Raw genomic sequence first — 25,723 nt, 5'->3', positions numbered from 1 at the left:
GTTAATTTTCTCCTTCAGTTAGGTCAATCATTTGTTCAGGCTGATAACGCTCCTTTTCTTGATTGAACCGATAAAGCGCTCTAGCCTTATTTTTATACATCAACACAATTACAGGTCGCCGCTCATCACCACGCAAATACTTTGGAAGTAAGAAGCCGCCATTTTGGACTATTCTCCACTGTGTTTCCGTTAGTACATGGTGGGGAAACTTCTTTAAAGCATGATCTGCTGGAAACAATTTCTCTTCAAGGTTGCCATCTGCAGCTGCTTTTTTCAAATCGTCCAGCTTAATGGCCTGACCAATCGTGAAACCGCCGCTTGCTAGCCGAGTAAGATCCGACATGACAGCAGGAACTCCCAGTTTCTTTCCTAGATCGACCGCTATTGTTCTAACATAGGTGCCTTTGCCGCAGCCAATCTCGAAATATATTTTCTGCTGTCCTTTTTCCATATCAAAAGTTGAAGTATTGACTTGTTTAAAATAATCCACAACAATTTTTCTTTGTGGACGCTCAACAGTCTCACCTGCTCGTGCATAGTCGTATAGTCGTCGTCCCTTGACTTTGATCGCTGAATACATCGGTGGGATTTGAATTAGTTTCCCTGTTAATGCCAACATTGCTTTGTTGATCTCTTCGGCCGTAAACATGCGTGCTAATTTCCTCTTTTCGACGATATCGCCTTCAAGATCTTCGGTCGTAGTGGCAAAACCCAGTGTGATCTCGCCGATATAAATCTTTCCAGAGTCCATCAGATAATTGACGACTTTGGTAGCTTTTCCGACACAGATCGGTAATACTCCGTCAACATTTGGATCTAGCGTGCCACTATGCCCAACACGTTTACTTTTTAAAATTCTGCGGCATTTAAAAACACAATCATTGCTTGTCATGCCACGTTCCTTATACAGTGGTAAGATGCCGTCCATACTTTTCCTCCCAGAAACAATACATTAATATTCAAAATTTACTACAAAAAAGAAGGTGGAATCAACTATCCACCCTCCTTTTCATATTCAAAATTACGGGACACAGTTCACTCAAAACAGCTTTATTCTTCTGAATGGCGAAGCTTATTTAAGAGGCGATCAATGTTATCACCATACTGAACCGATTCATCACGTTCAAATTTTATTTCAGGCGTAACATAAATGCTAAGTCGAGCTCCTAATTCACGACGAATTAACCCGGTCGCTTTATCCAAACCAATCTGTGTTTTTTCTCCATCAGATGCTAGTTCAGATAAAATACTGTAGTAAATCGTTGCCTGCTGCAGATCACCGGTTACTTCGACCCCTGTTACCGTAACACCTTGAACACGCGGATCGCGCACTCGTCTTAATAGAATATCACTAACTTCTTTTTGGATCTCTTGCGCCAAGCGCCCAACACGATAATTTTGTGCCATTATGTTTTCCCCCTTATAAGACAAAGTTTTTAATCAGCGGGAACTTCTTCCATAATGAAAGCTTCAATTTGGTCGCCGACCTTTATGTCATTATATTTTTCAATCATCAAACCGCATTCAAAGCCCTGCTTGACTTGTTTAACATCATCCTTAAAGCGTTTCAAACTTGCAAGTTTGCCTTCGTAGATAACGATCCCATCACGAATGATTCGAATGCCGCTATCACGCTGAATATAGCCATCCGTCACATATCCGCCACCAATAGTACCAAGTTTGGATACTTTGTAGGTCTCACGAATCTCAACCTGACCAGTAACTTTTTCCTGGTATACAGGTTCCAACATTCCCTTCATAGCAGTCTCAATCTCATCAATTGCTTGATAAATAACGCGGTGAAGACGAATATCAACTTTATCGCTATCTGCTTGCGATTTCGCCTGTGGTGTTGGTCGTACATTGAATCCTATAATAATCGCATTTGAAGCCTCAGCAAGAGTAACATCACTTTCATTTATTGCACCAGCTGCCTGATGAATGATATTCACTCTCACTCCTTCAACTTCAATTTTTTTCAGACTTCCTGCAAGAGCTTCAACAGAGCCCTGAACATCTGCCTTGATGATTACATTAACTTCTTTCAGTTCGCCCTCTTTGAGAGAATCGAACAAGTTATCCAATGTGACATGGTGTGTATTGCTACGTTCTTTCATCAAAGCCCGCTTTGCACGCTCTTCACCGGCAGCACGCGCTGTTTTTTCATCTTCAAAGACAATAAAACGATCACCTGAATCTGGAACATCGTTCAAACCGGTAATTTCAACTGGTGTTGCTGGCAAAGCCTTTTGGATTTGTTGTCCCTTATCATTGATCATTGTCCGAACACGTCCAAAGGCGTTCCCAACAACGATTGGATCACCAACATGCAAAGTTCCTTGCTGAACTAATAATGATGCGACTGTTCCTTTACCCTTATCAAGCCGTGCTTCAATAACAGAACCCGCACCGTGTTGCTTAGGATTGGCCCTAAGTTCAAGAACCTCAGCTTCCAGTAGGATCATGTCCAATAACTCATCAAGATTTTTACCGAACTTAGCTGAAATTTCAACAAAGATCGTGTCTCCGCCCCAGTTTTCGGGGATCAGCTCATATTCAGCCAGCTGTTCCATTACATGGTTCGGATTTGCACCCGGTTTATCAATCTTGTTGACTGCAACAATTATTGGGACTTCTGCCGCCTTGGCATGGTTGATCGCTTCAATTGTCTGTGGCATAACCCCATCATCAGCCGCTACAACTAAAACAGTAATATCAGTGATATCAGCCCCACGTGCACGCATATTCGTAAATGCCGCATGTCCAGGAGTATCAAGGAAGGTTATAGTCTTGCTATCGTGTTTTACCTGATATGCTCCAATATGCTGTGTAATTCCACCGGCTTCTCCTTCAGTAACATGTGTATGGCGCAACTTGTCCAATAATGTTGTCTTACCATGATCAACATGTCCCATGATCGTAACAACTGGAGGACGTGGTACCAAATGTTTTTTGTTTTCCTGTTCCTCTTCAAAGAACTTATCGATATCAGCAACATCAACTTCTATTTTTTCTTCTGCCTTGATACCGTAATCAGCCGCTAAAATTTCGATCGTATCTTTATCCAGTGATTGATTCTGATTAACCATAACACCCATCATGAAGAGTTTCTTAATTATTTCAGCCGGTTCGCGATGAATCTTCTTAGCGATATCTGCTACGTTCATCCCAACTGTGTAAACAAGTGTTTCTGGCAACGGACGATCCTTACGTGGTGGAACAGCTGGTTTCTTGTTTTCCTGACGGCGGTTACCTTTTTTATTCTTACGTCTCTTTTTATTACTGAATTTATTTTGACCGTATTGATTATAGCGGTTATTTCCAAATCTATTGTTACTATTGGAACGATTCCCCTGAGTCTGGCGTTGGCCACTATTATTACTGCGGCTTTGTGTATTACCTCCGCTAGTAGCAGTCCGATTCTGACTGCTACTGTTGTTACGATTCTGTTGGTTGCTGCTGTTGCTATTACTGGTACGATTTTGCTGATTGTTGCCTTGCTTTTTATTATTAGTCGTTACTGTTTTTTTGTTTTTTAGGGTCTGATCGTTTTTCTTAGAAATAGACTTTACCTCATTTTTATGATTATTTGGTCGAACATTTTCCGGTTTTTTTGGAACACTGCTATATTGCTTTGACTGTTGTTGGTTTTTAGCATGCGCCTTATTAGTGTTCGTAGCCTGCGGTGCTTTCTTTGTTAGTGCTTCCCGCAATTGTCGTTCTTCATTTTCACCTATAGTTGACATATGATTGCTGACCGAAAAGCCTTTTTTTCGTGCAATTTCAATCACTGCCTTACTGTTGACTTTTAATTCTTTAGCTAATTGATAAATCCGCTTTTTCCCCATACATTCACACTCCAATCTTGATTAAATTCGTTTTCAGAGTTGGTTATTTTAGTATAACAAGTTAACTCGCAAATTCTACTCTCGTTCTAATAGTATAGTAAATTTCCGACTAAAGCCACTATCATCGACTGCAATAATCTTGCGTTGCATTCCTATTGCACTACTGAGTTCAGCTTGAGTAAAGCTGTTATCCATTGTAATCTGATAACTCTGACATTTATCTGTATACTTTTTGAGTGTAGCATCTGAACAATCGCTTGCTACAAAAACGAAGTATGTCTTTTTTGTCCGAATTTTTTTTAAAACATTTTCGTCACCAGTTGTAAGCTTGCTTGCACGTCGCGCAAGGCCTAATAACTGGAGTATTTTTTGTTTATTTTTCATTTCCAAACAACTCGCGTCGAGCCGCCTGATGGTCAACATATTCAACTAACTCATCATAAAATTCAGCAGGGATCTCAGTCTCAAAAACTTTATCGAAAGTCCGCTCAGAGCGGGCCTTTTTAGCAATATCAACATCCAAGCAGATATAAGCACCTCGACCAGCTTTTTTACCAGTTGGATCTAGGCTGACTTCATTCTCCTTATTTTTTACTACACGTACCAATTCTTTTTTAGGTTTCATCTCACCAGTTACAATATCTTTACGCATTGGTATCTTTCGCTTACGAGCCATTTACATACCCTCCTCAGTTATTGTCTGTCGCTTGATCTGTCGCGATTTCCTCGCTACCATCCTCATTGCTGTCTACTATGTCAAATTCTGATTCAGATTTAATGTCAATTTTAAAACCGGTTAATTTAGCAGCGAGGCGGGCATTCTGTCCCTTTTTACCGATAGCCAATGAAAGTTGATCATCCGGCACAACTACTGTGCAGGCCCGTTCATTTTCTGGATCAAAAACCACATTCAACACTTCAGCTGGATTTAAAGCATTGCTGATGAATTCGGCTGGGTCATCACGCCATTCAACAATATCCATATTCTCGCCTTTTAACTCGTTAACAATAACCTGAACACGTTCGCCGCGTGGCCCCACACAGGTTCCAACGGGATCAACCCCTTCACTGTTCGAACGTACAGCAACTTTAGCACGGTCTCCAGCTTCGCGGGCAATCGACACAATTTCAACTGTTCCATCGAAGATTTCTGGAATTTCCTGTTCAAAGAGACGCTTCAACAGATCCGGATGTGAGCGGCTTACAAAAACCTGTGGACCTTTTGACGTATTCTCGACTTTATAGATATAAACCTTAATTCGATCATGTGGCTTATACTCCTCACCTGGAATCTGATCTTGATGCGAAAGCACAGCTTCAACACGTCCCAAGTTTACGTAGACATAACGATGGTCATGTCGTTCGACTTCACCAGTAACGATTTCATTCTCGTACTGGATATATTCATCATAAATAATTCCACGTTCCGCTTCACGAACCCGTTGCATGATAACCTGCTTAGCTGTTTGCGCAGCAATCCGTCCAAAGTTCTTTGGTGTCACTTCAAAACGGATAGTATCACCGACCTCGTATGCCTTGTTAATTTGAAGAGCCTCTTTTAGACTGACTTCCAGACGCGAATCAAACACCTCGTCAACAACTTCTTTAACCGCATAAACGTGGATATCGCCGCCGTTTTGGTCAAAATCAACTTCAACATTCTGAGCCTGTCCATAATTGCGCTTATACGCCGAAACCAATGCAGCTTCAAGTGCTTCAAGCACAACTTGTTTCTTTATGCCCTTTTCCTTCTCTAATGCATCTAAGGCATTCAACAGTTCCTTACTCATCTTACTTTTTCTCCTTATTAATAATTAGAATTTGATAGCCAAGCGTGCTTGGGCAATCTGTTTGCGTTTTAATTTGACTGTTTTTTTACGTGTCTTGTCCATATATTCAAGTGTTAGATTCTCATCACTCAAAGCAATCAATGTTCCTTCATAGATTTTCTCTCCGTCAAGCTGTTGATACAACGAAACATGAATATATTTATTCAGTGCTCTCTCAAAGTCACGTGGCTTTTTAAGTGGACGTTCAGCCCCTGGCGAAGAAACTTCAAGATAATATGCCTGGGGAATCGGATCAGGGTCGCAAGAGTCAAGTTTTTCACTTAGCTGATCACTTACCAAAGCACATTCTTCTATGTTAATCCCATTTTCTTTATCGATAAAAACACGTAGATACCAGCTTTTACCTTCCTTCACAAATTCAATATCGACCAATTCGAAATTGTTCGCTTCCAAAATAGGTGTAACTAGCTCAGTAACTGTCTTTACTACGGTACTCACGCATTGACCTCCCTATAACTTTTCCGATTCTACTTATTCACTTCAGTAGTTGCAATAAAAAGAGCGAGCATCACTGCTCACTCTTAACGAGTTATCTAATTACATCCTCAATATTAACATAAAAACACTGTTTAAACAACTCTGGTTACTGAAAAAGTCCGCTTTTTAAGAAGTACTAGAACATCGAATCAAACAAGCTTAATTGATTCTCATCTGGTAAATCATCTAAAACATGGTTTTCAGTCATAAAATCAATTAATGTTTTAGAAACTTTTCCTCTTTTAGCAAGATCTTCTTTCGACAAGAACGGCTTCTCTTCCCGCGCTGCCACGACCTGTTTGGCAACATTAGTTCCCAGTCCTGGGACAGCGTCAAACGGTGCAATTAAACTATTCCCCTCGATTTTCCAAGTTGAAACTTCAGATTTTTTAATGTTGACCATCTGAAAATTAAAACCGCGTTCCAGCATTTCATTGGCCAGTTCCAGCACTGTCAAGAGATTTTTTTCTTTGGTCGAGGCATCCATTCCCTTGTCAGTAATTTCCTTCATAGCAGCCTTAACGCCATCTTTTCCACGTGACATTGCTATCAAGTCAAAATCATCCGCACGAACACTGAAATATGCAGAGTAATAAAGAAGTGGAAAATAGACTTTGAAGTAGGCGATGCGCAGAGCCATCATGACATAAGCTGCTGCATGAGCTTTAGGGAACATGTATTTGATCTTCAAACAAGCCTCAATATACCATTCAGGAACCTTAGCCTCACGCATTTCCTTTTGCCAATCGTCCGGTATTCCACGGCCTTTTCGCACATGCTCCATTATTTTGAAAGCACGATCAGCTTCAACACCCATGTGAATCAAATCCATCATAATATCATCACGACAACCAATAACCTCAGGCATTGTAACTGTTCCATTTTTAATCAGTTCCTCGGCATTTCCCAACCAAACATCAGTCCCATGAGACAATCCTGAAATCTTCAACAACTCAGAAAATGTTTTAGGTTCGGTTTCTTCCAACATTCCCCGCACGAAGCGCGTGCCAAATTCTGGAATACCTAGCGTTCCAGTATTAGAGTTGATCTGTTCAGGTGTCACATTTAAAATCTCAGTGCCCGAGAAAAGCTGCATGATGCCAGGATCAGTTGGAGGGATAGTCTTAGGATCAATTCCAGAAAGATCTTGCAGCATTCTAATCATAGTCGGATCATCATGACCTAGAATATCTAGTTTAAGAATATTATCGTGGATTGAATGGAAATCAAAGTGAGTCGTTTGCCATGCAGCGGATAAATCATCAGCCGGATACTGGATTGGCGTGAAATCATAAATATCCATGTAATCAGGTACAACGATAATCCCCGCAGGATGCTGCCCAGTTGTTCGCTTGACTCCGGTCGCACCCTTCGCCAAACGATCGATTTCTGCATTCCTGAGTGTCTGTTCCGTATCACGTTCATATGCTTTGACATACCCATAAGCTGTTTTATCGGCAACGGTTCCGATTGTTCCGGCACGGTAAACATTCTTTTCTCCAAATAAGACCTTCGTATAATTATGCGCGATTGGCTGGTAATCACCCGAAAAGTTCAAATCAATATCTGGTACTTTGTTACCATAAAAACCAAGGAAGGTTTCAAATGGGATATCATGACCATCCTTCACCAATTCTGTTTTGCATTCAGGACATTTTTTTTCAGGTAAGTCGTATCCAGAACCGTATTCGCCTTTTTCATAAAAATGACTCCATTTGCACTTGGGACAGCGGTAATGCGGCGGGAGCGGATTTACTTCAGTAATTCCAGCCATTGTAGCAACCAGACTTGACCCGACAGAACCACGCGAACCAACTAAATATCCATCTTTATTTGACTTAAACACCAGCTTTTGTGCAATTAGATATATAACTGAAAAGCCATTTCCAATAACACTCTTGAGTTCTTTGTCTAAACGTTTTTGTACGATCTCTGGCAGTTCATCGCCATAAAGCTCATGGGCCTTGTCCATCGTCAACTCTTTGATCTGGTCTTCCGCTCCATCCATCTTGGGTGTATATAGCTTATCCTTGACTGGCGTAATCTCATCCGCCATATCTACTACAGCGTTAGGGTCAGTAACAACAACTTTTTTTGCGTCTTCTTCTCCTAAAAAGGAAAACTCCGCCAGCATTTCATCGGTTGTTCTGAAATGAGCATCAGGTAATTGTTTGATCCGGTTAAGCGGATTCGCTCCACCCTGCGAGTGAATCAGAATCTTGCGATAAATTGCATCTTCCTTATTCATAAAATGAACATCTCCGGTTGCAACCACCGGCTTTTTCAATTCTTTACCTAAATCTACCATGTTTTTGATGATCTCTTCCAAATTCTGTGAATCTTTGACTAGTTCCTGTTCTAGTAAAGGCGCATACAATGGTTTAGGTTGTATTTCAAGATAATCGTAAAACATCGCTTTTTCTTTAGCTTCACTATAGCCCTTTTGCATCATTGCAGTAAAAACCTCACCACTGGAACACGCGGACCCGATGATTAGACCCTCACGGTACTTAGTTAACTCTGAACGCGGAATACGCGGGATACGGTAAAAATATTTGACCATTGATAAAGATGCTAATTTAAAAAGATTTTTTAACCCAGCTTGTGTTACGGCAAGAATGGTCGCATGAAATGGATGTTCATGTTTATACGCCGCACTTTCACCCACATAATCGTTCAACTGGTCATGATACTCTATATGATACTTTTCTTCAGCTTCTTTCAACATTGCAAAATAAATATGTCCTGTCGCTTCCGCATCGTAAATAGCACGATGATGATGTTCCAAGTTAACATTTAGCATTTTTGTCAGTTTATTCAACCGAAAACTTTTCAACTGTGGGTATAGCAGACGTGCTAAAGTCAGTGTGTCGATCCATGGTTCCGTGATAAGCGGCAGGTCATGCCGTGCATAACCAGTATTCATGAAGTCAACATCAAAGGTCGCGTTATGTCCAACAATAATACAATCCTTGCAAAAATCCTGAAAAAGCTTAAAAACTTCTGCTTCACTCTTAGAACCACGAACCATATCATCCGTAATACTTGTCAAATTGATCGTTGTTTGTGAAAGAGGATGTCCTGGATCGATGAATTCTTCAAACTGAGCAATTACATTTCCTTTATTCATTTTCACGGCTGATAATTCAATCACTTTATCATAACGTGCAGACAGCCCCGTAGTTTCGGTATCAAAAACAACATAAGTAGCATCTCTTAGCGGGATGTGTGCACTATTATATCCGATCGGAGTGCCGTCATCTACCACATTCGCCTCAACTCCGTACAGAATCTTGATATTATTCTTCTGACCAGCTATATGTGCTTCTGGAAAAGCTTGTAATGTGCTATGATCCGTTACTGCAATTGCCTTTTGACCCCATTTAGCTGCCTGTTCAACATAACTTGTAATACTATTCGTTGCATCCATCATACTCATGTTTGTGTGAAGATGAAGTTCTGCCCTTTTCTCATTTTGCGGCGCTGTATCTTGTCGTGAACTGTGCGGGATCTGATTGATATCATATGCATTGATAACAAGATCATGCATAAAGTTGTCTTCTTGCACGCTTCCTCGAACTTTGACCCATTGTCCTTCTTGAATCGCATTGAAACATGCTTCGTCTTCATCTGTCCGCGAGAATTTCTTAACAACGATCGATGAACTGTAATCAGTTATTTTGATGATCAACAATTCACGCGACGAACGCAGTTTGCGAACCTCCTTGTCAAAAATATATCCTTGGACGATGACTGATCTTTCTTCTTCAGTGATGTCGACCATTTGCTGCGGCTGTTCTCTGTTATCAATCTTTTTACCCAACATAACTGGTCCTTCGATAACAGGCAGTGCATCTTTGTTTTCTTTCTTTTGTTTGTTCTGTTTCTTAATTGCCTCAACCGCCTTCTGAGCAAGTTCGGCATCCGATTTGGCCTTTCTTTCTTTGAACTCATTGATCTTTTTTTGTGATTTCGATGCATCAATCAAAGTTTGAATGGAGAAACTAGGAAATCCAAGTTTTTGGTACTCCTGTTCAATTGGACCTAAAGCCTGCGTTGTCAAAAAATTCTTAACAACTTCGTTATCAGCAATAAACATCACACGATTACCATCAAGATATGGAACATTGCTGTTGCACAGTTCTTGGACAAGGGATGATTTTATTTCACAATTTTTCACGACCCATTCCCAGTACTCTCCAAGATTTTTATCACTTAGATGTGGTGAAACAGTTTTAATAATAATATCAGTTTCTGCAATCTCCTTGAAGCCTACTTTAAGATGCTGCCAGAACTCCAAGAAGGTTGAAAAAGGCCAGACATCGTTTGTTTGAATCACAAAACCCCATTTTTGGGATTTTCGATGGACTTCAACTTTTTTTATCTCTGTTCCAGCTAAAGTTTCTTCCTGTTCTGGAGAAGGTTCCCACTTGATTTGCTCAAGTAATTTACGGAACAACGATTGTTTATCAAGTTCCAAAGTGATTATCCTTCCTTTACAATTCATAAAAAGCTGGAACAAATTCATCATTTATTCCAGCCTAATTGTTATTATTAAATTAGCCGCTGGTTGGCAGATTATTGAGCTTTTTTCTCTTCGCTCAGTAAGATGGTAACGGAATTAAGTAATTCATCTTTCCTAACTTCCAATGTTTCGCCATTTTTTCTGAGTTTGATCTCAACAATTCCTTCTTCAGCCTTCTTGCCAATCGTGATTCTTACAGGCAGGCCCATTAAATCTGAATCAGCAAACTTGACACCGGCTCTAGCTTTGCGATCATCCATCAGAACATTATAGCCAGCATCCTCTAAAAGAGCCGCAACTTCTTCTGCCAAGGACGTTTGCTCCTTGTTCTTAGAATTTACCGGAATAACATGCACATCGAACGGTGCAATGCTCTGTGGCCAAATAATTCCATTTTCGTCACAATGCTGTTCAACGATTGCCGAGAGCAAGCGTGAGATTCCAATGCCATAGCTACCCATAATAACAGGTTTCTGCCGCCCATTTTCATCCAACACGTTGGCACCAAGTGTTTCGGAATAGCGAGTACCAAGTTTGAAAATATGTCCAATCTCAATTCCTCGCGTAAAACGCAGCTTTCCCTTTCCGTCAGGAGCTGTTTCTCCTTCCTTAACAAGTCGTAAGTCAAGATAGTCATTAACTTCAAAATCACGTTGTGCATTAGCATTTAGTAGATGGTAACCATCTTCGTTAGCTCCAACGACACTGTTATCCATTTCCCTGATATCTAAATCAGCCAAAACTTGAATCTCGGAGCTGATCCCGACCGGACCTAATGCCCCAAAATCTGCACCAAGATATTGCTTGGCTTCTGCATCACTTGCCATACGCATTACATTTGCATTCAAATAGTTTTTGAGTTTAACTTCATTAAGCTCATCTGTTCCGCGCAGCAAGACTGCAACTGGTTTCTCATCAGCAATAACAAGCAGAGTCTTGATTATCTTGCTTCGCTCAACATCAAGCAGTTCCGCAACTTCTTCAATCGTTTTTGCTGTTTTAGTCGAAACTTTTTCTAAATTAAGCAAGGACTCATGCTTGCTCTGAACATTCCTTTCATTTGTCGCCATCTCAAGGTTGGCCGCATAATCACTCTGATCCGAGTAGACAACAGTGTCTTCGCCAATGTCCGCAATCGCCATGAATTCCTTTGAATCACGTCCACCCATTGCTCCAGCATCTCCAATAATGCCTCTAAAGTCCAGGCCACAACGCTCGAAGATATTTTGATAAGCTATCTCAAATTGATGATATACTTTGTCCAAACTCCCTTGATCAGCATGAAATGAATAAGCATCAAACATTAAGAATTCGCGTCCACGCAGCAAACCGAAACGTGGGCGATTTTCATCACGATATTTCATTTGAATCTGATAAAGCGTCAAAGGTAGTTTTTTATATGATTTAACAGCATCCCGTAATATTGAAGTAAAGGTTTCTTCGTGTGTGGGTCCCATGATAAAATCACGTTTATGACGATCTTTTAATTTAAACATTGTTGGTCCATAAGTGTCGTAACGCCCAGATTCTTTCCAAAGCTCTGCAGGAATAATGGCCGGAACCAGCATCTCTACTCCATCGATCTTGTCCATTTCTTCACGGATTATCTGCTCGATTTTGCGCAGCACTTTGTGTGCCAATGGCAAGTAAGCATACATCCCCGCAGTAATTTGTTTGACATAGCCTGCTCGCAGCATCATCTTATGACTGACTGCTTCGGCGTCACTTGGCACCTCTTTGATCGTCGGAATCAATATTTTTGACTGTTTCATACAAAAAATCTCCTTTTTAATCTAGCACTGATAACTTAGTTGTATTCCTTACAAATTTAATTGAAGAAATAACGCTGGATATCATTCCATGTAACAAGCACCATCAACAACATCAAGAAACCAAATCCAATTAAAGTAATGATTCCTTCCTTCTCAGGTGAAATTGGCTTGCGCCTGATACCTTCAACAACATTCAGTAACAGTTTTCCACCATCCAACGCTGGTATTGGTAATAAATTAACAACACCCAAATTGACTGAGAGAAAAGCCAGCAGGCGAATAACATTGACAACACCATATTTTGCTGCTTGTGAGGTATATGAATACATCGCAACAGGACCGCCAAGGTCATTCAAACTGAACCCTTTAGTAAACATTCCGACCAGCGCACTGAAAATTGCCACAATCATTCCCCATGTTTCAGTAAAACCATAGGTGATTATCGCCAATGGGGAGCTGTTCTTATTCATCTTCGATTCAATACCGATTTGTCCAATCTTTTGACCGTTACTTTCCCTTGATTTCGGTGTCAGCTCAACTTTATGCTTTTTTCCGTCTCTTTCTATCAACAGGTCCGTCTTTTTGCCACCTTGCTTACTAATCTGAGCAACTAGTTCTTCCCAAGTAGCGGTTTTTTTATTATTGACTGCGACAATTTTATCATTCACTTTCAAGCCAGCTCTATCGGCAGCTGAACCATCTACAATTTTCCCGATTCCGTTGGTTGAACTAAGAACTCCTCCTTGCATTACAGCTACGAGGGTAAACGCAACAATCGCTAAGATAAAATTGTTAAGCGGTCCCGCAAAATTAGTCAGCATTCTTTGGTACAACTTGGCAGATTGAAATTGGACATCTAATGGAGCAATTCTGACCTCTGTTCCATCTTCTTCAATAACAGAGGCATCATGTGCAACCGTATAACGATGATACTTATCCTCATCGCCATTTTCATACCCTTCAATCCACAATTCTTTTTCCAGATCCCACTTCACTACTTGCAACGGAATTCCATTTAAAAGCATTTTCTTTTGGCTTGTATTGATTTTATCAACTTTTCCTTGGCTATCCAGAATCAGTGTGACGATTTTTCCTGCTTTTAAGGAGTCGTCATCATCTTCTAGACCAGCCATTCTGACATAACCGCCTAAAGGGAGTATCCGAATCGTATAAGTTGTTGCGTTCTTATGGTAGGAAAAAATCTTAGGGCCCATCCCAATCGAAAACTCGCGGACAAGTATATTTGCCCTTTTAGCAAAATAAAAATGGCCAAATTCATGCACAAGTACAAGAATTCCAAATATAATAATAAAAGTGATGATAGTTGTAATCATACAATATTCCTTTCATTATGAGCAAAAAGTCAAATCGTCAAATTAATCCGACAAAGTGCATGACTGGTAATACGAAAAGCAGCGAATCAAAGCGATCAAGAATTCCACCATGTCCCGGCAGAATCCGACCTGAGTCTTTAACACCATAGTACCGTTTTAATGCAGATTCAACAAGATCACCCAGTTGACCAACAACAGAAGCCAAAAGTATTACCAGCAGCATCGTACCCCAATTATATACCTGTGGGAAAAAGTACGTATATACCCCTCCAATTATCAAAGCAATCACTGATCCGCCGATAGTGCCTTCCCATGTTTTGTTTGGACTGATATGGGGAGCAAGTTTATTCTTACCAAATCTGCGGCCAACCATATAAGCTCCGCTGTCAGTTGCCCAAACAGTGAACAAAATCAGAAAAAGGACATCTAGCCCTGCTTGACGTGCTGTGATCAGATAATGAAAACCGACAGAAGTATATAGAACCCCCAAAACTAAAACACCTGCATCGTCGAATGAAAAACGATTACGTGTTACCACTGTATACAACAGGTATAGTAGCACAAAGAAATAAAAAGCACTAAAACGCCACTCAGAATTTGGCAAGAAAGCCAGCCATTTTTCTGGCACGATAATCATTAGTGCCGCTAAAAAGCCTATAGTTGCTTCAGGCGATACCAGCAGCTTTTTTCGCATTATATATATTTCAGATAGACCAATCAGCCCTAACAACACACATAATATTTCGAACGGAATTCTCCCATAAATAACCAGTGGGATAAAAATCAATAAAGCTACAACAGCTGTTACTACACGTTGTTTCATTCTAAACTACCCCTTCTTTAAACCACCGAAGCGCCGATCACGGCTCTGATATTCGTAAATGTTTTCTCTTAATGTTGCTGCAGTATAGTCCGGCCATAAAACGTCCGAAAACACAAATTCACTGTATGCTATTTGCCATAACAAAAAATTAGATAATCTTAATTCACCGCTTGTCCTGATCAACAGGTCTGGATCATTGTAAGGTTTTAATGAATTAGTCATAAGCGTTTCCGCTATCTTATCATTGTCAATATCATCAACATCTATTTGACCAGTTTTGACCTGTCTGGCAATCTCTCTGACCATAGTATTTATCTCTGCTCGGCCACCATAATTAATCGCGAAGTTCAGAATCATTCCATCATTTGCAGCAGTCTGTTTAATAGCACGTGCAACTGCGTCCTTTGTTTTAGCAGGAAGCTCCTCAAGGTAACCAATTGCATTCACTCGGATGTTCTTTTCAATCAGTTCTGGAACAAAAGTATCAAAGAAAGTCACCGGCAAGCCCATTAGGAAATCGACTTCTTTTTGAGGTCTCTTCCAGTTTTCAGTTGAGAAAGTGTACAGCGTCAGAACCTTGACTCCTAGTCTGCTTGCCTCTCTCGTAACTTCCTTAACAGTTTCCAAAGCCGTTTTATGTCCGGCAACACGAGGTAGGTGCCGTTTTTGCGCCCAGCGTCCGTTTCCGTCCATAATAATAGCAATATGAGCGGGAATCCTATTCAAGTCAAGTTCTTCTTGCTCATCTTCTGGACGAGAATTATTTTTAATTAATTTCGAGAACAAAAATACACCCCCAATTAAAAGTCAAAACACATTTTAGCAAAAAATGAACAACGGGGCAAAGACAGACCGCCAATTGTTATAATCAACAAAGAAATCTTAAAAATGATTCCGTTGATTCAACCAATCAAAAGATCCAGCAATGCTACCCGTTGTCCATGACCACCCTTGACAGATGGCTGTTTGCTTTAAACATCAAGAATTTCTTTTTCTTTTTCAGCCTGTATCGTTTCAACATTCTTGACTGAATTATCCGTTACTTTCTGTGCCTGTTCTTCTAAGGTATGGAGATCATCCTCAGTAAGATCACCCTTTTTTTCAGCTTTTTTCAGTTCATCCATCATATCGCGACGTATATTCCTAACTGCAACCTTAGCATTCTCAGCTTGTGCCTTAACCTCCTTCGCGAGCTCTTTACGTCTCTCTTCAGTTAATTGCGGAATTACCAATCGAATAGCGGAGCCATCATTTGCAGGAGAAATTCCTAAATCGGAAGCCAAAATTGCATGCTCAATATCTTTTAAAGAGGACTTATCATACGGAGTAACCAACAATACACGTGCCTCAGGAACTGAAATTTGTGCAATCTGATTCAACGGTGTCGACACACCATAATAATCGACATTAATTCGATTTAACAGACTAGCATTAGCGCGCCCAGCCCGAACATTGCCCAATTCGCGTTGAAAAGCTTCTTCTGCTTTAGTCATTTTTTCTTTTGCTTGTTTGATTATCGGGTCATTGATTTGCATATATTATTTTCCTTTCACTGTTGTTCCGATCGTCTCGCCTTCCACAACACGCTTAATATTCCCGCTCTTGTTCATATTGAATACAACAAGTGGAATATCATTGTCCATTGACAGAGAGGATGCAGTTGTATCCATAACCTGCAGTCCTTTTTTAATAATATCCAAATGGGTCAACTTTTCATATTTTACTGCATTCGAATCTTTTAGCGGGTCCGCAGAATAAATTCCGTCCACACCATTTTTAGCCATCAAAATAACGTCGGCATTAACTTCAGATGCACGTAAAGCAGCAGTCGTATCCGTTGAAAAGTATGGTGAACCAGTTCCGCCTGCAAAAATAACGATCCGCCCCTTTTCCAAATGACGAATAGCCTTGCGGCGAATGTAGGGTTCCGCAATTTGCCGCATTTCAATTGAAGTCTGAACTCGAGTTGGAACACCGATTGACTCCAAGTTATCTTGCAAAGCTAAGGCATTCATAACCGTTGCAAGCATTCCAATATAATCAGCTTGGGAACGTTCCATACCCATCTGGCTCCAGACTCGCCCCGCCACATGTTGCCACCTCCGACAACGATTGTAATCTGAACACCCAAATTATGTACTTCTTTGATCTCTTCCGCAACTTTTCGAATTTCTGGAGGGTTGATTCCGGTGCCTAAATCACCCGCTAACGCCTCACCACTTAATTTCAATACCACACGTTTATACTTAACGTTTGCCATTATGGCCCTCCTCATTCACTGTTAAATTTCAATCAATATTCTACGAACACATTCTTATTTATTTTAACATACTTTTATTGACTTGAATATCATAAAAATATATTTTACCATTCTCTCTTCTATGATGGTTTGTTTCCAACCACAAGAGCGTATAAAAAAGCTGAGTCGAATTTCTTAATTTCGACTCAGCTTCTATTTACAACGCTCTAAACCATCCTATGTTACACATTATTAAAAAACAACACTACAGTTTAAGACGTTAAAAGTTTAAATTAATCTTTAATTTGACTCATTACTTCGTCAACAAAGTTGTCTTCTTTCTTTTCAATTCCTTCGCCAACTTCATAGCGAACAAATGAGCGAACTTTACCCTTTTTAGAAGAAACATACTTACCGACAGTTTGATCTGGATCTTTAACAAATTCCTGATCATCTAAGCTGATTTCAGCCAAAAATTTGTTTAAACGTCCTGCAACCATTTTTTCAACAATCTTCTCTGGTTTACCTTCATTTAAAGCTTCCTGTGTCAGAACTTCTTTTTCGTGATTCAATTCTGCAGCAGGTACTTGATCACGGTTGACATATTTTGGATTGATAGCAGCTACATGCATTGCAACATCTTTGGCAGTTGCTTCATCTGCACCATCAAGCACTACAAGCGTAGCTATCTTACCACCCATATGGAGATAAGCACCGAAGTTTTGGCTGTCATCTTTTTCAGCAAGAGCAAAGCGACGCAAAGTAATCTTTTCACCGATAACCTGTGTTGCTTCAATGATTTCATCATTGACAGTTCCGTTAGCCGTTTTCACCTTCAAAGCATCTTCAACATTTGCAGGTTTTTCCTTTGCAATTACATTTGCAATCTTCTTAACCAATTCTTTGAACTGTGCATTCTGTGCAACAAAGTCTGTTTCCGCATTAACCTCAACGATTGCGGCTGTATTCCCAACAACTTCAACATCAGCCAAACCTTCAGCAGCGACGCGATCGCTTTTCTTGGCAGCCTTAGCAATTCCCTTTTCACGCAGGTGATCAACTGCTTTGGACATATCTCCATCCACAGCAACAAGAGCTTTTTTTGCAGCCATCATTCCAACGCCTGTTTTGTCACGTAGTTCTTTAACCTGAGAAGCAGAAATCTTTGCCATATCAATGGCCTCCTTAAATTTTTTAATAAAAACTGTCCCAAACCCTAAGGCCCTTAACGTGCCTAACGTTTGAGACAGCCTATGTTTTAACTATTCAGCATCTTTAGTATCGTTTTTGCCTTCAACAGCTTCTACGATGTCTTCAATTGAATCAGTTTTTTCAGTTTCACCAAATGACTTTTCTGTGATTTTTTCTTGATCTTCACCCTGATGAGCTTCGATAACTGCGTCTGCCATCTTAGAAGTGATCAAGCGAACGGCACGAATAGCATCATCATTCGATGGAATCTTAACATCAATTTCATCTGGGTCAGCATTTGTATCAACCATCGCAACGATCGGAATGTTAAGTTTACGTGCTTCCTTAACAGCAATTCTTTCTTTGCGAGGATCAACAATGAACAGTACATCCGGAATGCGCGGCATATCTTCAATACCACCAAGGAATTTTTCAAGACGTTCTCTTTGTTTGATCAACAAAGCAACTTCTTTCTTGGGTAAGACATCAAACGTGCCATCTTCAGCCATTGCCTTGATTTCCTTCAAACGTTTGATCCGTTTTTGGATCGTATCCCAGTTAGTCAAGGTTCCGCCTAACCAACGATGGTTAACGAAATATTGGCCTGCGCGCTTTGCTTCTTCTTCAATTGCATCCTGAGCTTGTTTTTTTGTTCCTACAAACAAAATAACGCCATCATCTTCTGCAGCATCCTTCACGAAGTTATAAGCACTATCAATCAGCTTAACTGTTTTTTGCAAATCGATAATGTAGATTCCATTACGTTCCGTGAAGATATATTTCTTCATCTTAGGATTCCAACGACGTGTTTGATGTCCAAAATGAACACCTGCTTCGAGCAATTGTTTCATGGTAATTACTGCCATAACTTGTTACCTCCGATATTGTTTTTTCCTCCTCCATGTTCATCTGGCAGAAGACTCGTTCTGAGCACCCTTCTTACCATCTCATGGAGTGTGATTTGTTGCTCACATAGCAACCTTGAATATTCTACCTTATTATTGTTTAAAAAGCAACATTTTAATGCAAGAATAAGCCCGCTTGACTAATTTAGACAACTAAAGTGTCAGCAGTTCCCGTCTCACACACAGCTTTCGCACTATTTAAAGCAATATAAACCATATTTTTAACCGCTGTTTCAGTATAAAAGGCCACATGCGGCGTAACAAGTGCGTTGTCAAGCTTGAGCAGCTCGCTAAAAGTGCTGTCCTTCAAGTCTTGGTTACGTAAATCATGATTAAACAATGGGCTTTCATTCTCATAAGTGTCCAATGCAGCTCCAGCAACATGACCATTTTTTAGCGCAGTCACCAAATCAGCCGTATTAATCAATGAGCCGCGTGCTGTATTGACAATGTAGACGCCCTTTTTCATCTTAGAAATCGTTTCAGCATTTATAAGATGATGATCTTCCGGTGTGGCTGGCATATGCAGTGTGATCACATCAGCCTGTTCAAATAATTCATCATATGATGAAACATATATTCCTTCCTCTTTCAAAGCAGGATTAGGATAAACATCATACGCAATAACTTTTGCGCCAAAGCCGCGATAAATATCAATTGCTGCGCGCCCGATCCGACCAGTTCCGACAACACCAACAGTCAATGAGCGCAATTCTTTTCCCACGTAAGGTGCCCAGCGAAAGTCATGTTCCGCAACCTTGCGTCTGAAAACAGTTGTGTTGCGTAAAAGCTGCAACAGCTGTGTAACCGAAAATTCGGCGATTGCATTTGGTGAATAAGCTGGCACATTGGTAACTTTGATTGCATTCTTCTTTGCTTCATCCAAATCAAGGTTATCAACACCAACATTGCGGATAGAGAAAACTGTGACTCCCTTTTCGTTTAATTTGGCAAACATTTCCTTCGGAAAAGTACCTGTCTGTAACGCAAGAACACCATCGTAACCTGCAACCTTGCTTAAGGATTCAGTACTGAGCGCTTCTTTTACCACATCAACTTGAACACCATTTTTCTTTTTCCAAGCCTCAAAATACTTTAACTCATCCTCACGAACGTTAAATGCAATAAACTTCATTGTGAACCTCCAATTATATAAGTAATGTCTCTATATACGGCGATGCACTGGCACGCTAAATTGAATTTAACGGCAACCGCACGGTCTTAATTGTACCACGAACTTCGTATTCTTTTAAAATTTAAGCTTGCTGCCCTTTTCATCCTTTTTCGTGCCTCGTCAAGTGTTCTGGAATAAGGTCTGCCACACCACAGCGATTAAGATAAGCTATTTTTTTCGCACGCGGCTGATGCTTAAAAGCGTATTCAGCTTGCAAAGCCTGTCCTTTTTCCTCAAATACCTCGTAATGGATCATTTGAACTGGTCGACGACTTTTTACGCGCGTGTACTTTGCTCCATGACCGCTATTATGTGCAGTGAGTCTTTTGTTAAGATCCGTGGTAAACCCTCCATACAGGCTGCCATCTGCGCATAAGAGAACATAAAAATAATATTTTTTATTTTGCCTTTTTCCCGCCATATAAAATCTCCTGTACAAACGGCCCATACTGGTCATCATCCTTAAAAACCGTTATTGGCGGTAAAAATCGAATTCCTTGCTGGTGGCCGTCTTTTATAGCTTCTACCAAAATCATATTGGCTTCACGTTTTCTTTTAGGATACACCAATTGAACTCTTTTGGGAGCTAATCTATTATTTTGAAGAAGTGTCAGCAGCTCTAAAGAACGCTCTGGGCGATGAACAAAATAAGCTTTCCCATTCATCTTCAACAAGCCGCTTGTAATTTCGATGATTTTTTTCAGATTGACCGTAATCTCATGTCGTGCGATCGCAAAATAAGGATTTCCATTTTTTTTGCTGTCATTTAAATTAGCAAAGTATGGCGGGTTGCATGTCACTGTGTCGAACGAATCCTTTTGTAGATACTCATACGCATTCGCCAAATCAATGTTCAAAACATCCATCTGATTACCGAGTCGATTTAACTCTATACTTCGTTGGGCCATGTCAGCCAAACGTTCTTGAATCTCAACTTCAACTATTTGTGCTTGTGTTTTAGAACTTAAAAAAAGACCGACTGCACCATTGCCCGCACAAAGGTCCACTATTTTTCCACTTTTTTTCTTAATCGGCTGCACAAAATTTGCTAGCAAAACAGCATCCAGTGAAAAGGAAAAAACTTCTGGACTTTGGATTATTTTAATGTCGTTTGAGTACAGCATATCAATTCTTTCATTTTTATTTAAACACATTTTTTCCCCAACCTTATTTGGACTTGCAACTAACTCAAAACATATGCAATACTAATCACTGAAATATTCTAATTCAGAAAGGAATGTCACCGTGATGTTCTATTCATTTGTTCGTGTTATTGCACGTTTTTTTCTTTTTTTAGTTAATGGTAATGCTCATTATCGGAACAAAGAAAAACTTCCGTCTGGTAATTATATCCTAGTTGGCCCCCATCGCGCCTGGTTTGATATGATTTATTTTGCGCTTGCCGCCTCACCTAAAAAGTTTTCCTTTATGGCAAAATCAGAACTTTTCAAAAATCCCATTTTGCGCTTTATTTTGGTACACGCCAACGCCTTTCCTGTGGACCGCAAGAACCCTGGGCCGTCCGCAGTTAAGACCCCTGTTAAATGGCTCAGGAAACGAGATCTTTCGTTGATCATGTTTCCTTCAGGCACACGCCATTCGCAAAAATTAAAAGGAGGCGCACTTCTTATTGCTAAACTAGCGGGAGTTCCGCTTGTCCCAGCAGTCTACCAGGGTCCGCCAACATTCAAACGACTTTTATTACGAAAACGCGTAACGATTTCTTTTGGCGAACCAATATACATTGATCGCAAAAAGAGACTAAATGACGAAGAGCAACAGAAAATTCTCAAAAATTTGCACAATGTCTTTGATGAATTAGACCAAGAAATTGATCCAACATACAAGTATGTGGACCCAAAAGCTTTGAAGAAATAAAAAAGGAGCTCCGCAACGGAGCTTCTTTTTTATTTCTTTTTCTTGTTTTGTGCCTTCATTGCATTCATCATCTGATGCAGCTTTTTCTCTGATGGTTTTTGACCCATTTGCAACATCATTGTTTTTAACATATTCTCGTCGATTGGAGGATTATTTTTCAAGTAATTTTCCATATACTTGCGCGCTGCAAAAAAGCCGCCAGCAAACCCTACGATCAATGCAAGAACTGCAATAAGAACCCAGATCGTTGTTGACATCAACAATTGCTCCCTTCAAGTCACTTCACTCTTCAATTTTACACAACTGCTCCCCAAAAATAAAGGATATATCTTAAATAAAACAAACTAATCATCACGCAGTCCTTTTTTACGCTGGATCTTTTTAACCTTTTCAGGCGTTACTTCGTTACCTTTTTTGTCAAAAACTTGCATCATTTCAATGTTGCTTCTAAAAGTTTCACGAAATAGAGACAGGTAAGTTTCACGCAGACTTTTCTGTTCTTCTAACTCTGCTGGCGAAAGGCCACTCTCCTTTTTCTTTTTAGCTAATTCATTAATTCGATCAATCAACTTTTGCGGGATCTTTTTCGTCATTACATTCACTCCTAGCCATATTCAAATCAATCAAAACTTATCATACAAGAAAAAGCAGTGTTGTTCAAATAATTAATACGAACATTTGTTTGTAAACACTGGCTTTTTGTGCTAAAATTTAACTATTAAATTAGTAATTGAGGTGTCATAAATGACAAAGGCTTCTGAAAAAAGGCAAATGGCCGTTCTGCGTTTCATACATGAACGAGTCAATGAGAAAGGATATCCGCCGACAGTTCGTGAAATCTGCCAAGCAGTAGATCTTTCTTCAACTTCAACAGTCCACGGGCACCTTGCACGGCTGGAGAAGAAAGGTCTTCTCCAAAAAGATCCAACTAAGCCGCGGGCTATTGAACTGACTGCAGCTGGTTTAGAAGCACTCGGTATTGAAGAGCATGCAGATTCAATACCCGTTTTAGGAACCGTAACTGCAGGAGCTCCGATCCTTGCTGTTGAGGAGGCTACCGAATATTTTCCATTACCACCGAATATTGAATCTGCCGCAGATCTCTTCATGCTGACAATTCGTGGGAAAAGCATGATAAATGCTGGCATCTTAAATGGCGACAAAGTGATTGTCAGAAAACAACGCTCTGCTGATAATGGTGAGATTGTAATCGCAATGACTGAAGAAAACGAAGCAACATGCAAGCGTTTCTTCAAGGAAGATGACCACATTCGATTGCAGCCTGAAAATGACACAATGGCTCCGATCATTTTAGATTCGGTCTTAATTCTCGGCAAAGTTATCGGTCTGTACCGTAATTTTATCTAACCAAATTTTTATAACAAAAAACTAGAACTGCAATGGCGACACGCGTGTAGTTCTAGTTTTTTTATCTACCATTTATTCGTTTAGTCTTCAGTTCCGCGGACATCTGTAATAATTCCTGCGCATGTTCTAGTGTCAGCTTGGTAATTGTTGTTCCTGCCAACATGCGTGCCAATTCGTCTACACGTGCTGACGTATTAAGCTTTTGGATGGATGTTTCGGTCCTGCCCTTCACAGTATGCTTGGCGAGAAAGTAATGTTGATCACTGATGGCCGCTACCTGTGGAAGATGGGTAATACACAACACCTGCGAGTGGGCCGCAATCTGACTTATTTTTTCAGCTATTGCTTGCGCAACACGTCCGCTGACACCTGTATCTACTTCATCAAAAATAATGCTGGTCACACCTTGCGTTTGCGCAAAAATCGTCTTCAAAGCAAGCATTATTCGGGATAACTCACCACCTGAGGCAATTTTTGCTAATGGTCCCATTGCTTCACCAGGGTTAGTCTGAATATAGAATTCAACCTCATCTATCCCGTTTTGTCCGAGTTCTGTTTTTATCCGTTTGAATTTAACTTCAAACAACGCTTTGTCCATAAAAAGTTCTTTTAACTGCTGATGAACATCTTTTTGCAGCTTCTTAGCGGCTTTGTGCCGTTTAACAGATAGTTCGTTTGCAAGCAATTTGGCTTTACTTAACGCTTGTTGAACCGCAGCTTTTTGCTGTTCTCCATTATCCTCTGTTTTTTGCATCTCAGCTAATTCCTTGCTGATTTTTTGCTGATAATTAATAATCTGACTGATCGAATCACCATATTTGTGTTCCAATTGATGAATAAGCTCAAGTCGCTGGACAATTGCGTTTAAGCGATCTTCATCCCATTCCATCATATCAAGCTCCCCAGAAATCTCATGGGCAGCATCCTGCAGTGCATAAAAAGCATCAGCAAATCCTTCACTGATTGTCTGCAATTTATCCGAATAAGATGCGATATTATTAAGTTCCTCCATCGCTCCTCCGATTTGACCTAATGTGTCCGTCGTTTCACCGGATAAAAGCTGATAACTTTTCATCAGTGCACTGCGAATAGTTTGGTAATTCTCTAATTTATTTTTTTCAGTACTTAGCTTTTCCTCTTCACCGTTTTTTAGATGTGCTTCATCGATCTCATTAACCTGAAACTTAAGCATATCCAATCTTTGAGCCCATTCCTTTTCATTGGCCTCACGTTTTTTTAATGCATTTTTTAAAGAATTGTATTCTTTAAAAGCCTCCAAGTAGCGCTTCTTCAATGAACCAAAAGAGGGAATGTACTCGTCTAAAAGAACGATGTGCCGGTCTGCTTTCATCAGTTCCTGATGTTCATTTTGCCCATGAATATCAATTAGTTTTTCACCAATTTGCCTGAGCACCGCTAAGTTAACAAGAATACCATTTACCCGACAGACACTCCGTCCGCTGCGATAGAGGTCGCGCTGTAAGATTAATCCATCCTCTTCATGCTCAATACCTAGTTCATTCAGCATCGCATCCAACTTGTGATCTGGAGTAAGTGTAAACAAACCTTGCAGCATTGATTTATTTGCTCCCTTGCGAATAAACTCTTGCGATCCGCGTCCCCCAGCTAAAAGTCCCAGTGCATCAATAACAATTGATTTGCCGGCACCAGTTTCACCTGTTAAAACGGTCATCCCTGGTTGAAAATCGATGTCCATTTTTTCAATAATCGCGAAATCTCTAATTGTAAGTTCCTGTAACATTGAACCATCCCTTTGATTATCTCCAACTGGATAACAATCATAATCATTTGATTTTAAAAAGTCCTTACTCCGTCATATCCAACAGTAATTTCTGTGTTTCGAGTGTTTTCTCCGTTGATGTTGATATCACCAGCACAGTGTCATCATCTCCGATAGTTCCAAAAATCTGTTCCAGTTTAAGCTGATCTATCAAGCTAGCTACTGCCGGGCCATTTCCAGGCAACACTTTAATTAGGAAAAACTCACCCTGCACTTTGGAAGAAACATATGCGTCATGCAGTGTATGCTGCAATTTCTTCTCGGCATCCATCTTTTTTTCAGTCGGCATGCTGTAGTGATAATTTCCTTCAGGTGATGGCAATTTAATCAGTTGCATCTCTTTAATATCGCGAGAAATAGTTGCCTGCGTTACCTCAATCCCCTGTTCTCTCAAAAGCTTGACAATATCCTCTTGTCGCTCGATACTATTTTGTTGTATTAGCGTCTTTATTGCTTTTTGTCTATCTTGCTTGCGCATCACAGTCACCAACCTCTATAATAAGATTCGCATTTATTTCTAATAATAGCCTATATTGCA

General features: G+C 40.2%; 24 protein-coding genes and 1 pseudogene. 2 read left to right on the top strand and 23 right to left on the bottom strand.

Annotation, left to right across the window (positions count from 1 at the left end; all coding sequences use genetic code 11):
* Window position 1 precedes the first annotated feature (1 nt).
* From truB to JCM15457_RS01425, 19 genes and pseudogenes are all read right to left on the bottom strand, one after another.
* A complete protein-coding gene (gene truB, locus JCM15457_RS01515; RefSeq protein ID WP_034986845.1) occupies window positions 2-928 on the bottom strand; it encodes a tRNA pseudouridine(55) synthase TruB in 927 nt (308 codons plus the stop codon).
* Window positions 929-1,050: 122 nt separating this feature from the next.
* Entirely contained in the window at window positions 1,051-1,407 is a 357-nt protein-coding gene (gene rbfA, locus JCM15457_RS01510; protein WP_034986843.1) for a 30S ribosome-binding factor RbfA, read from the bottom strand.
* Between the two features lie 29 nt (window positions 1,408-1,436).
* On the bottom strand, window positions 1,437-3,848 hold the full coding sequence (gene infB, locus JCM15457_RS01505; protein ID WP_034986841.1) for a translation initiation factor IF-2: 2,412 nt from the start codon (window positions 3,846-3,848) through the stop codon (window positions 1,437-1,439).
* Window positions 3,849-3,923: 75 nt separating this feature from the next.
* Window positions 3,924-4,232 (bottom strand): L7Ae/L30e/S12e/Gadd45 family ribosomal protein, encoded by a 309-nt coding sequence (locus JCM15457_RS01500; protein ID WP_034986839.1) that lies wholly within the window; start codon window positions 4,230-4,232, stop codon window positions 3,924-3,926.
* Window positions 4,222-4,524 carry an RNase P modulator RnpM gene (gene rnpM / locus JCM15457_RS01495; RefSeq protein WP_034986837.1) on the bottom strand — a complete coding sequence of 101 codons (303 nt, stop codon included), beginning with the start codon at window positions 4,522-4,524 and terminating at the stop codon, window positions 4,222-4,224. Before rnpM ends, JCM15457_RS01500 begins: the two co-directional genes overlap by 11 nt.
* Before the next feature lie 13 nt (window positions 4,525-4,537).
* Window positions 4,538-5,638, bottom strand: coding sequence for a transcription termination factor NusA (gene nusA, locus JCM15457_RS01490; protein WP_034986835.1), 1,101 nt, complete (start codon window positions 5,636-5,638; stop codon window positions 4,538-4,540).
* Window positions 5,639-5,662: 24 nt separating this feature from the next.
* Window positions 5,663-6,136, bottom strand: a complete 474-nt coding sequence (rimP, locus tag JCM15457_RS01485) for a ribosome maturation factor RimP (protein WP_034986834.1) — start codon at window positions 6,134-6,136, stop codon at window positions 5,663-5,665.
* 175 nt (window positions 6,137-6,311) lie between these two features.
* Window positions 6,312-10,655 carry a PolC-type DNA polymerase III gene (locus tag JCM15457_RS01480; protein ID WP_034986833.1) on the bottom strand — a complete coding sequence of 1,448 codons (4,344 nt, stop codon included), beginning with the start codon at window positions 10,653-10,655 and terminating at the stop codon, window positions 6,312-6,314.
* Between the two features lie 98 nt (window positions 10,656-10,753).
* Window positions 10,754-12,472, bottom strand: coding sequence for a proline--tRNA ligase (locus JCM15457_RS01475; RefSeq protein ID WP_034986830.1), 1,719 nt, complete (start codon window positions 12,470-12,472; stop codon window positions 10,754-10,756).
* 56 nt (window positions 12,473-12,528) lie between these two features.
* The gene (gene rseP, locus JCM15457_RS01470; protein ID WP_034986827.1) at window positions 12,529-13,806 is read right to left on the bottom strand and encodes an RIP metalloprotease RseP; all 1,278 of its coding nucleotides are present in this window, start codon (window positions 13,804-13,806) and stop codon (window positions 12,529-12,531) included.
* 37 nt (window positions 13,807-13,843) lie between these two features.
* The gene (locus JCM15457_RS01465) at window positions 13,844-14,629 is read right to left on the bottom strand and encodes a phosphatidate cytidylyltransferase (RefSeq protein ID WP_034986825.1); all 786 of its coding nucleotides are present in this window, start codon (window positions 14,627-14,629) and stop codon (window positions 13,844-13,846) included.
* Window positions 14,630-14,635: 6 nt separating this feature from the next.
* The gene (gene uppS / locus JCM15457_RS01460) at window positions 14,636-15,415 is read right to left on the bottom strand and encodes an undecaprenyl pyrophosphate synthase (protein ID WP_034986823.1); all 780 of its coding nucleotides are present in this window, start codon (window positions 15,413-15,415) and stop codon (window positions 14,636-14,638) included.
* Between the two features lie 185 nt (window positions 15,416-15,600).
* Entirely contained in the window at window positions 15,601-16,164 is a 564-nt protein-coding gene (gene frr, locus JCM15457_RS01455) for a ribosome recycling factor (protein ID WP_034986821.1), read from the bottom strand.
* Window positions 16,165-16,167: 3 nt separating this feature from the next.
* Window positions 16,168-16,889: pseudogene (gene pyrH, locus JCM15457_RS01450) on the bottom strand (UMP kinase).
* A 272-nt stretch (window positions 16,890-17,161) separates the two neighbouring features.
* Window positions 17,162-18,040 carry a translation elongation factor Ts gene (gene tsf / locus JCM15457_RS01445; RefSeq protein WP_034986819.1) on the bottom strand — a complete coding sequence of 293 codons (879 nt, stop codon included), beginning with the start codon at window positions 18,038-18,040 and terminating at the stop codon, window positions 17,162-17,164.
* A gap of 90 nt (window positions 18,041-18,130) precedes the next feature.
* Complete coding sequence (gene rpsB / locus JCM15457_RS01440; protein WP_034986817.1) at window positions 18,131-18,925, bottom strand: 30S ribosomal protein S2; 795 nt, start codon at window positions 18,923-18,925, stop codon at window positions 18,131-18,133.
* 184 nt (window positions 18,926-19,109) lie between these two features.
* On the bottom strand, window positions 19,110-20,099 hold the full coding sequence (locus JCM15457_RS01435) for a D-2-hydroxyacid dehydrogenase (RefSeq protein ID WP_034986814.1): 990 nt from the start codon (window positions 20,097-20,099) through the stop codon (window positions 19,110-19,112).
* A gap of 139 nt (window positions 20,100-20,238) precedes the next feature.
* Window positions 20,239-20,559 (bottom strand): GIY-YIG nuclease family protein, encoded by a 321-nt coding sequence (locus JCM15457_RS01430; protein ID WP_034986812.1) that lies wholly within the window; start codon window positions 20,557-20,559, stop codon window positions 20,239-20,241.
* On the bottom strand, window positions 20,537-21,292 hold the full coding sequence (locus tag JCM15457_RS01425) for a tRNA1(Val) (adenine(37)-N6)-methyltransferase (RefSeq protein WP_034986810.1): 756 nt from the start codon (window positions 21,290-21,292) through the stop codon (window positions 20,537-20,539). Before JCM15457_RS01425 ends, JCM15457_RS01430 begins: the two co-directional genes overlap by 23 nt.
* 94 nt (window positions 21,293-21,386) lie before the next feature.
* Between JCM15457_RS01425 and JCM15457_RS01420 the strand changes: the two genes are divergently transcribed.
* On the top strand, window positions 21,387-22,016 hold the full coding sequence (locus tag JCM15457_RS01420) for a lysophospholipid acyltransferase family protein (RefSeq protein WP_034986808.1): 630 nt from the start codon (window positions 21,387-21,389) through the stop codon (window positions 22,014-22,016).
* A 29-nt stretch (window positions 22,017-22,045) separates the two neighbouring features.
* Here the strand turns inward: JCM15457_RS01420 and JCM15457_RS01415 are convergent, their stop codons facing one another.
* Both JCM15457_RS01415 and JCM15457_RS01410 read right to left on the bottom strand, forming a co-directional pair.
* Window positions 22,046-22,273 (bottom strand): YneF family protein, encoded by a 228-nt coding sequence (locus JCM15457_RS01415; RefSeq protein WP_034986807.1) that lies wholly within the window; start codon window positions 22,271-22,273, stop codon window positions 22,046-22,048.
* An 87-nt stretch (window positions 22,274-22,360) separates the two neighbouring features.
* On the bottom strand, window positions 22,361-22,609 hold the full coding sequence (locus JCM15457_RS01410; RefSeq protein WP_034986805.1) for a DUF896 domain-containing protein: 249 nt from the start codon (window positions 22,607-22,609) through the stop codon (window positions 22,361-22,363).
* A gap of 151 nt (window positions 22,610-22,760) precedes the next feature.
* Between JCM15457_RS01410 and lexA the strand changes: the two genes are divergently transcribed.
* The gene (gene lexA / locus JCM15457_RS01405) at window positions 22,761-23,384 is read left to right on the top strand and encodes a transcriptional repressor LexA (RefSeq protein ID WP_034986803.1); all 624 of its coding nucleotides are present in this window, start codon (window positions 22,761-22,763) and stop codon (window positions 23,382-23,384) included.
* Window positions 23,385-23,445: 61 nt separating this feature from the next.
* On the opposite strand, the gene recN is transcribed toward lexA, so the two are convergent.
* Window positions 23,446-25,146, bottom strand: coding sequence for a DNA repair protein RecN (gene recN, locus JCM15457_RS01400; protein ID WP_034986801.1), 1,701 nt, complete (start codon window positions 25,144-25,146; stop codon window positions 23,446-23,448).
* Between the two features lie 64 nt (window positions 25,147-25,210).
* A complete protein-coding gene (gene argR / locus JCM15457_RS01395; protein ID WP_034987455.1) occupies window positions 25,211-25,663 on the bottom strand; it encodes an arginine repressor in 453 nt (150 codons plus the stop codon).
* Between the last annotated feature and the right edge of the window lie 60 nt (window positions 25,664-25,723).

It is taken from the genome of Liquorilactobacillus sucicola DSM 21376 = JCM 15457 (assembly GCF_000612445.1).
In the GTDB taxonomy this organism is placed as follows: Bacteria; Bacillota; Bacilli; order Lactobacillales; family Lactobacillaceae; genus Liquorilactobacillus; species Liquorilactobacillus sucicola.
This window is presented reverse-complemented; position numbering and strand designations above follow the sequence as displayed.

Excerpts from the sequence above, each read along its gene's own strand:
- JCM15457_RS01420 (WP_034986808.1), top strand. The coding sequence starts at position 21,387 with ATGTTCTATTCATTTGTTCGTGTTATTGCACGTTTTTTTCTTTTTTTA.
- frr (WP_034986821.1), bottom strand. The coding sequence starts at position 16,164 with ATGCAAATCAATGACCCGATAATCAAACAAGCAAAAGAAAAAATGACT.
- rseP (WP_034986827.1), bottom strand. The coding sequence starts at position 13,806 with ATGATTACAACTATCATCACTTTTATTATTATATTTGGAATTCTTGTA.
- rpsB (WP_034986817.1), bottom strand. The coding sequence starts at position 18,925 with ATGGCAGTAATTACCATGAAACAATTGCTCGAAGCAGGTGTTCATTTT.
- JCM15457_RS01425 (WP_034986810.1), bottom strand. The coding sequence starts at position 21,292 with ATGTGTTTAAATAAAAATGAAAGAATTGATATGCTGTACTCAAACGAC.
- rbfA (WP_034986843.1), bottom strand. The coding sequence starts at position 1,407 with ATGGCACAAAATTATCGTGTTGGGCGCTTGGCGCAAGAGATCCAAAAA.
- nusA (WP_034986835.1), bottom strand. The coding sequence starts at position 5,638 with ATGAGTAAGGAACTGTTGAATGCCTTAGATGCATTAGAGAAGGAAAAG.
- JCM15457_RS01435 (WP_034986814.1), bottom strand. The coding sequence starts at position 20,099 with ATGAAGTTTATTGCATTTAACGTTCGTGAGGATGAGTTAAAGTATTTT.
- rnpM (WP_034986837.1), bottom strand. The coding sequence starts at position 4,524 with ATGGCTCGTAAGCGAAAGATACCAATGCGTAAAGATATTGTAACTGGT.
- JCM15457_RS01410 (WP_034986805.1), bottom strand. The coding sequence starts at position 22,609 with ATGACGAAAAAGATCCCGCAAAAGTTGATTGATCGAATTAATGAATTA.
- JCM15457_RS01500 (WP_034986839.1), bottom strand. The coding sequence starts at position 4,232 with ATGAAAAATAAACAAAAAATACTCCAGTTATTAGGCCTTGCGCGACGT.
- argR (WP_034987455.1), bottom strand. The coding sequence starts at position 25,663 with ATGCGCAAGCAAGATAGACAAAAAGCAATAAAGACGCTAATACAACAA.
- recN (WP_034986801.1), bottom strand. The coding sequence starts at position 25,146 with ATGTTACAGGAACTTACAATTAGAGATTTCGCGATTATTGAAAAAATG.
- JCM15457_RS01415 (WP_034986807.1), bottom strand. The coding sequence starts at position 22,273 with ATGTCAACAACGATCTGGGTTCTTATTGCAGTTCTTGCATTGATCGTA.
- lexA (WP_034986803.1), top strand. The coding sequence starts at position 22,761 with ATGACAAAGGCTTCTGAAAAAAGGCAAATGGCCGTTCTGCGTTTCATA.
- JCM15457_RS01475 (WP_034986830.1), bottom strand. The coding sequence starts at position 12,472 with ATGAAACAGTCAAAAATATTGATTCCGACGATCAAAGAGGTGCCAAGT.
- JCM15457_RS01465 (WP_034986825.1), bottom strand. The coding sequence starts at position 14,629 with ATGAAACAACGTGTAGTAACAGCTGTTGTAGCTTTATTGATTTTTATC.
- tsf (WP_034986819.1), bottom strand. The coding sequence starts at position 18,040 with ATGGCAAAGATTTCTGCTTCTCAGGTTAAAGAACTACGTGACAAAACA.
- JCM15457_RS01430 (WP_034986812.1), bottom strand. The coding sequence starts at position 20,559 with ATGGCGGGAAAAAGGCAAAATAAAAAATATTATTTTTATGTTCTCTTA.
- infB (WP_034986841.1), bottom strand. The coding sequence starts at position 3,848 with ATGGGGAAAAAGCGGATTTATCAATTAGCTAAAGAATTAAAAGTCAAC.
- truB (WP_034986845.1), bottom strand. The coding sequence starts at position 928 with ATGGACGGCATCTTACCACTGTATAAGGAACGTGGCATGACAAGCAAT.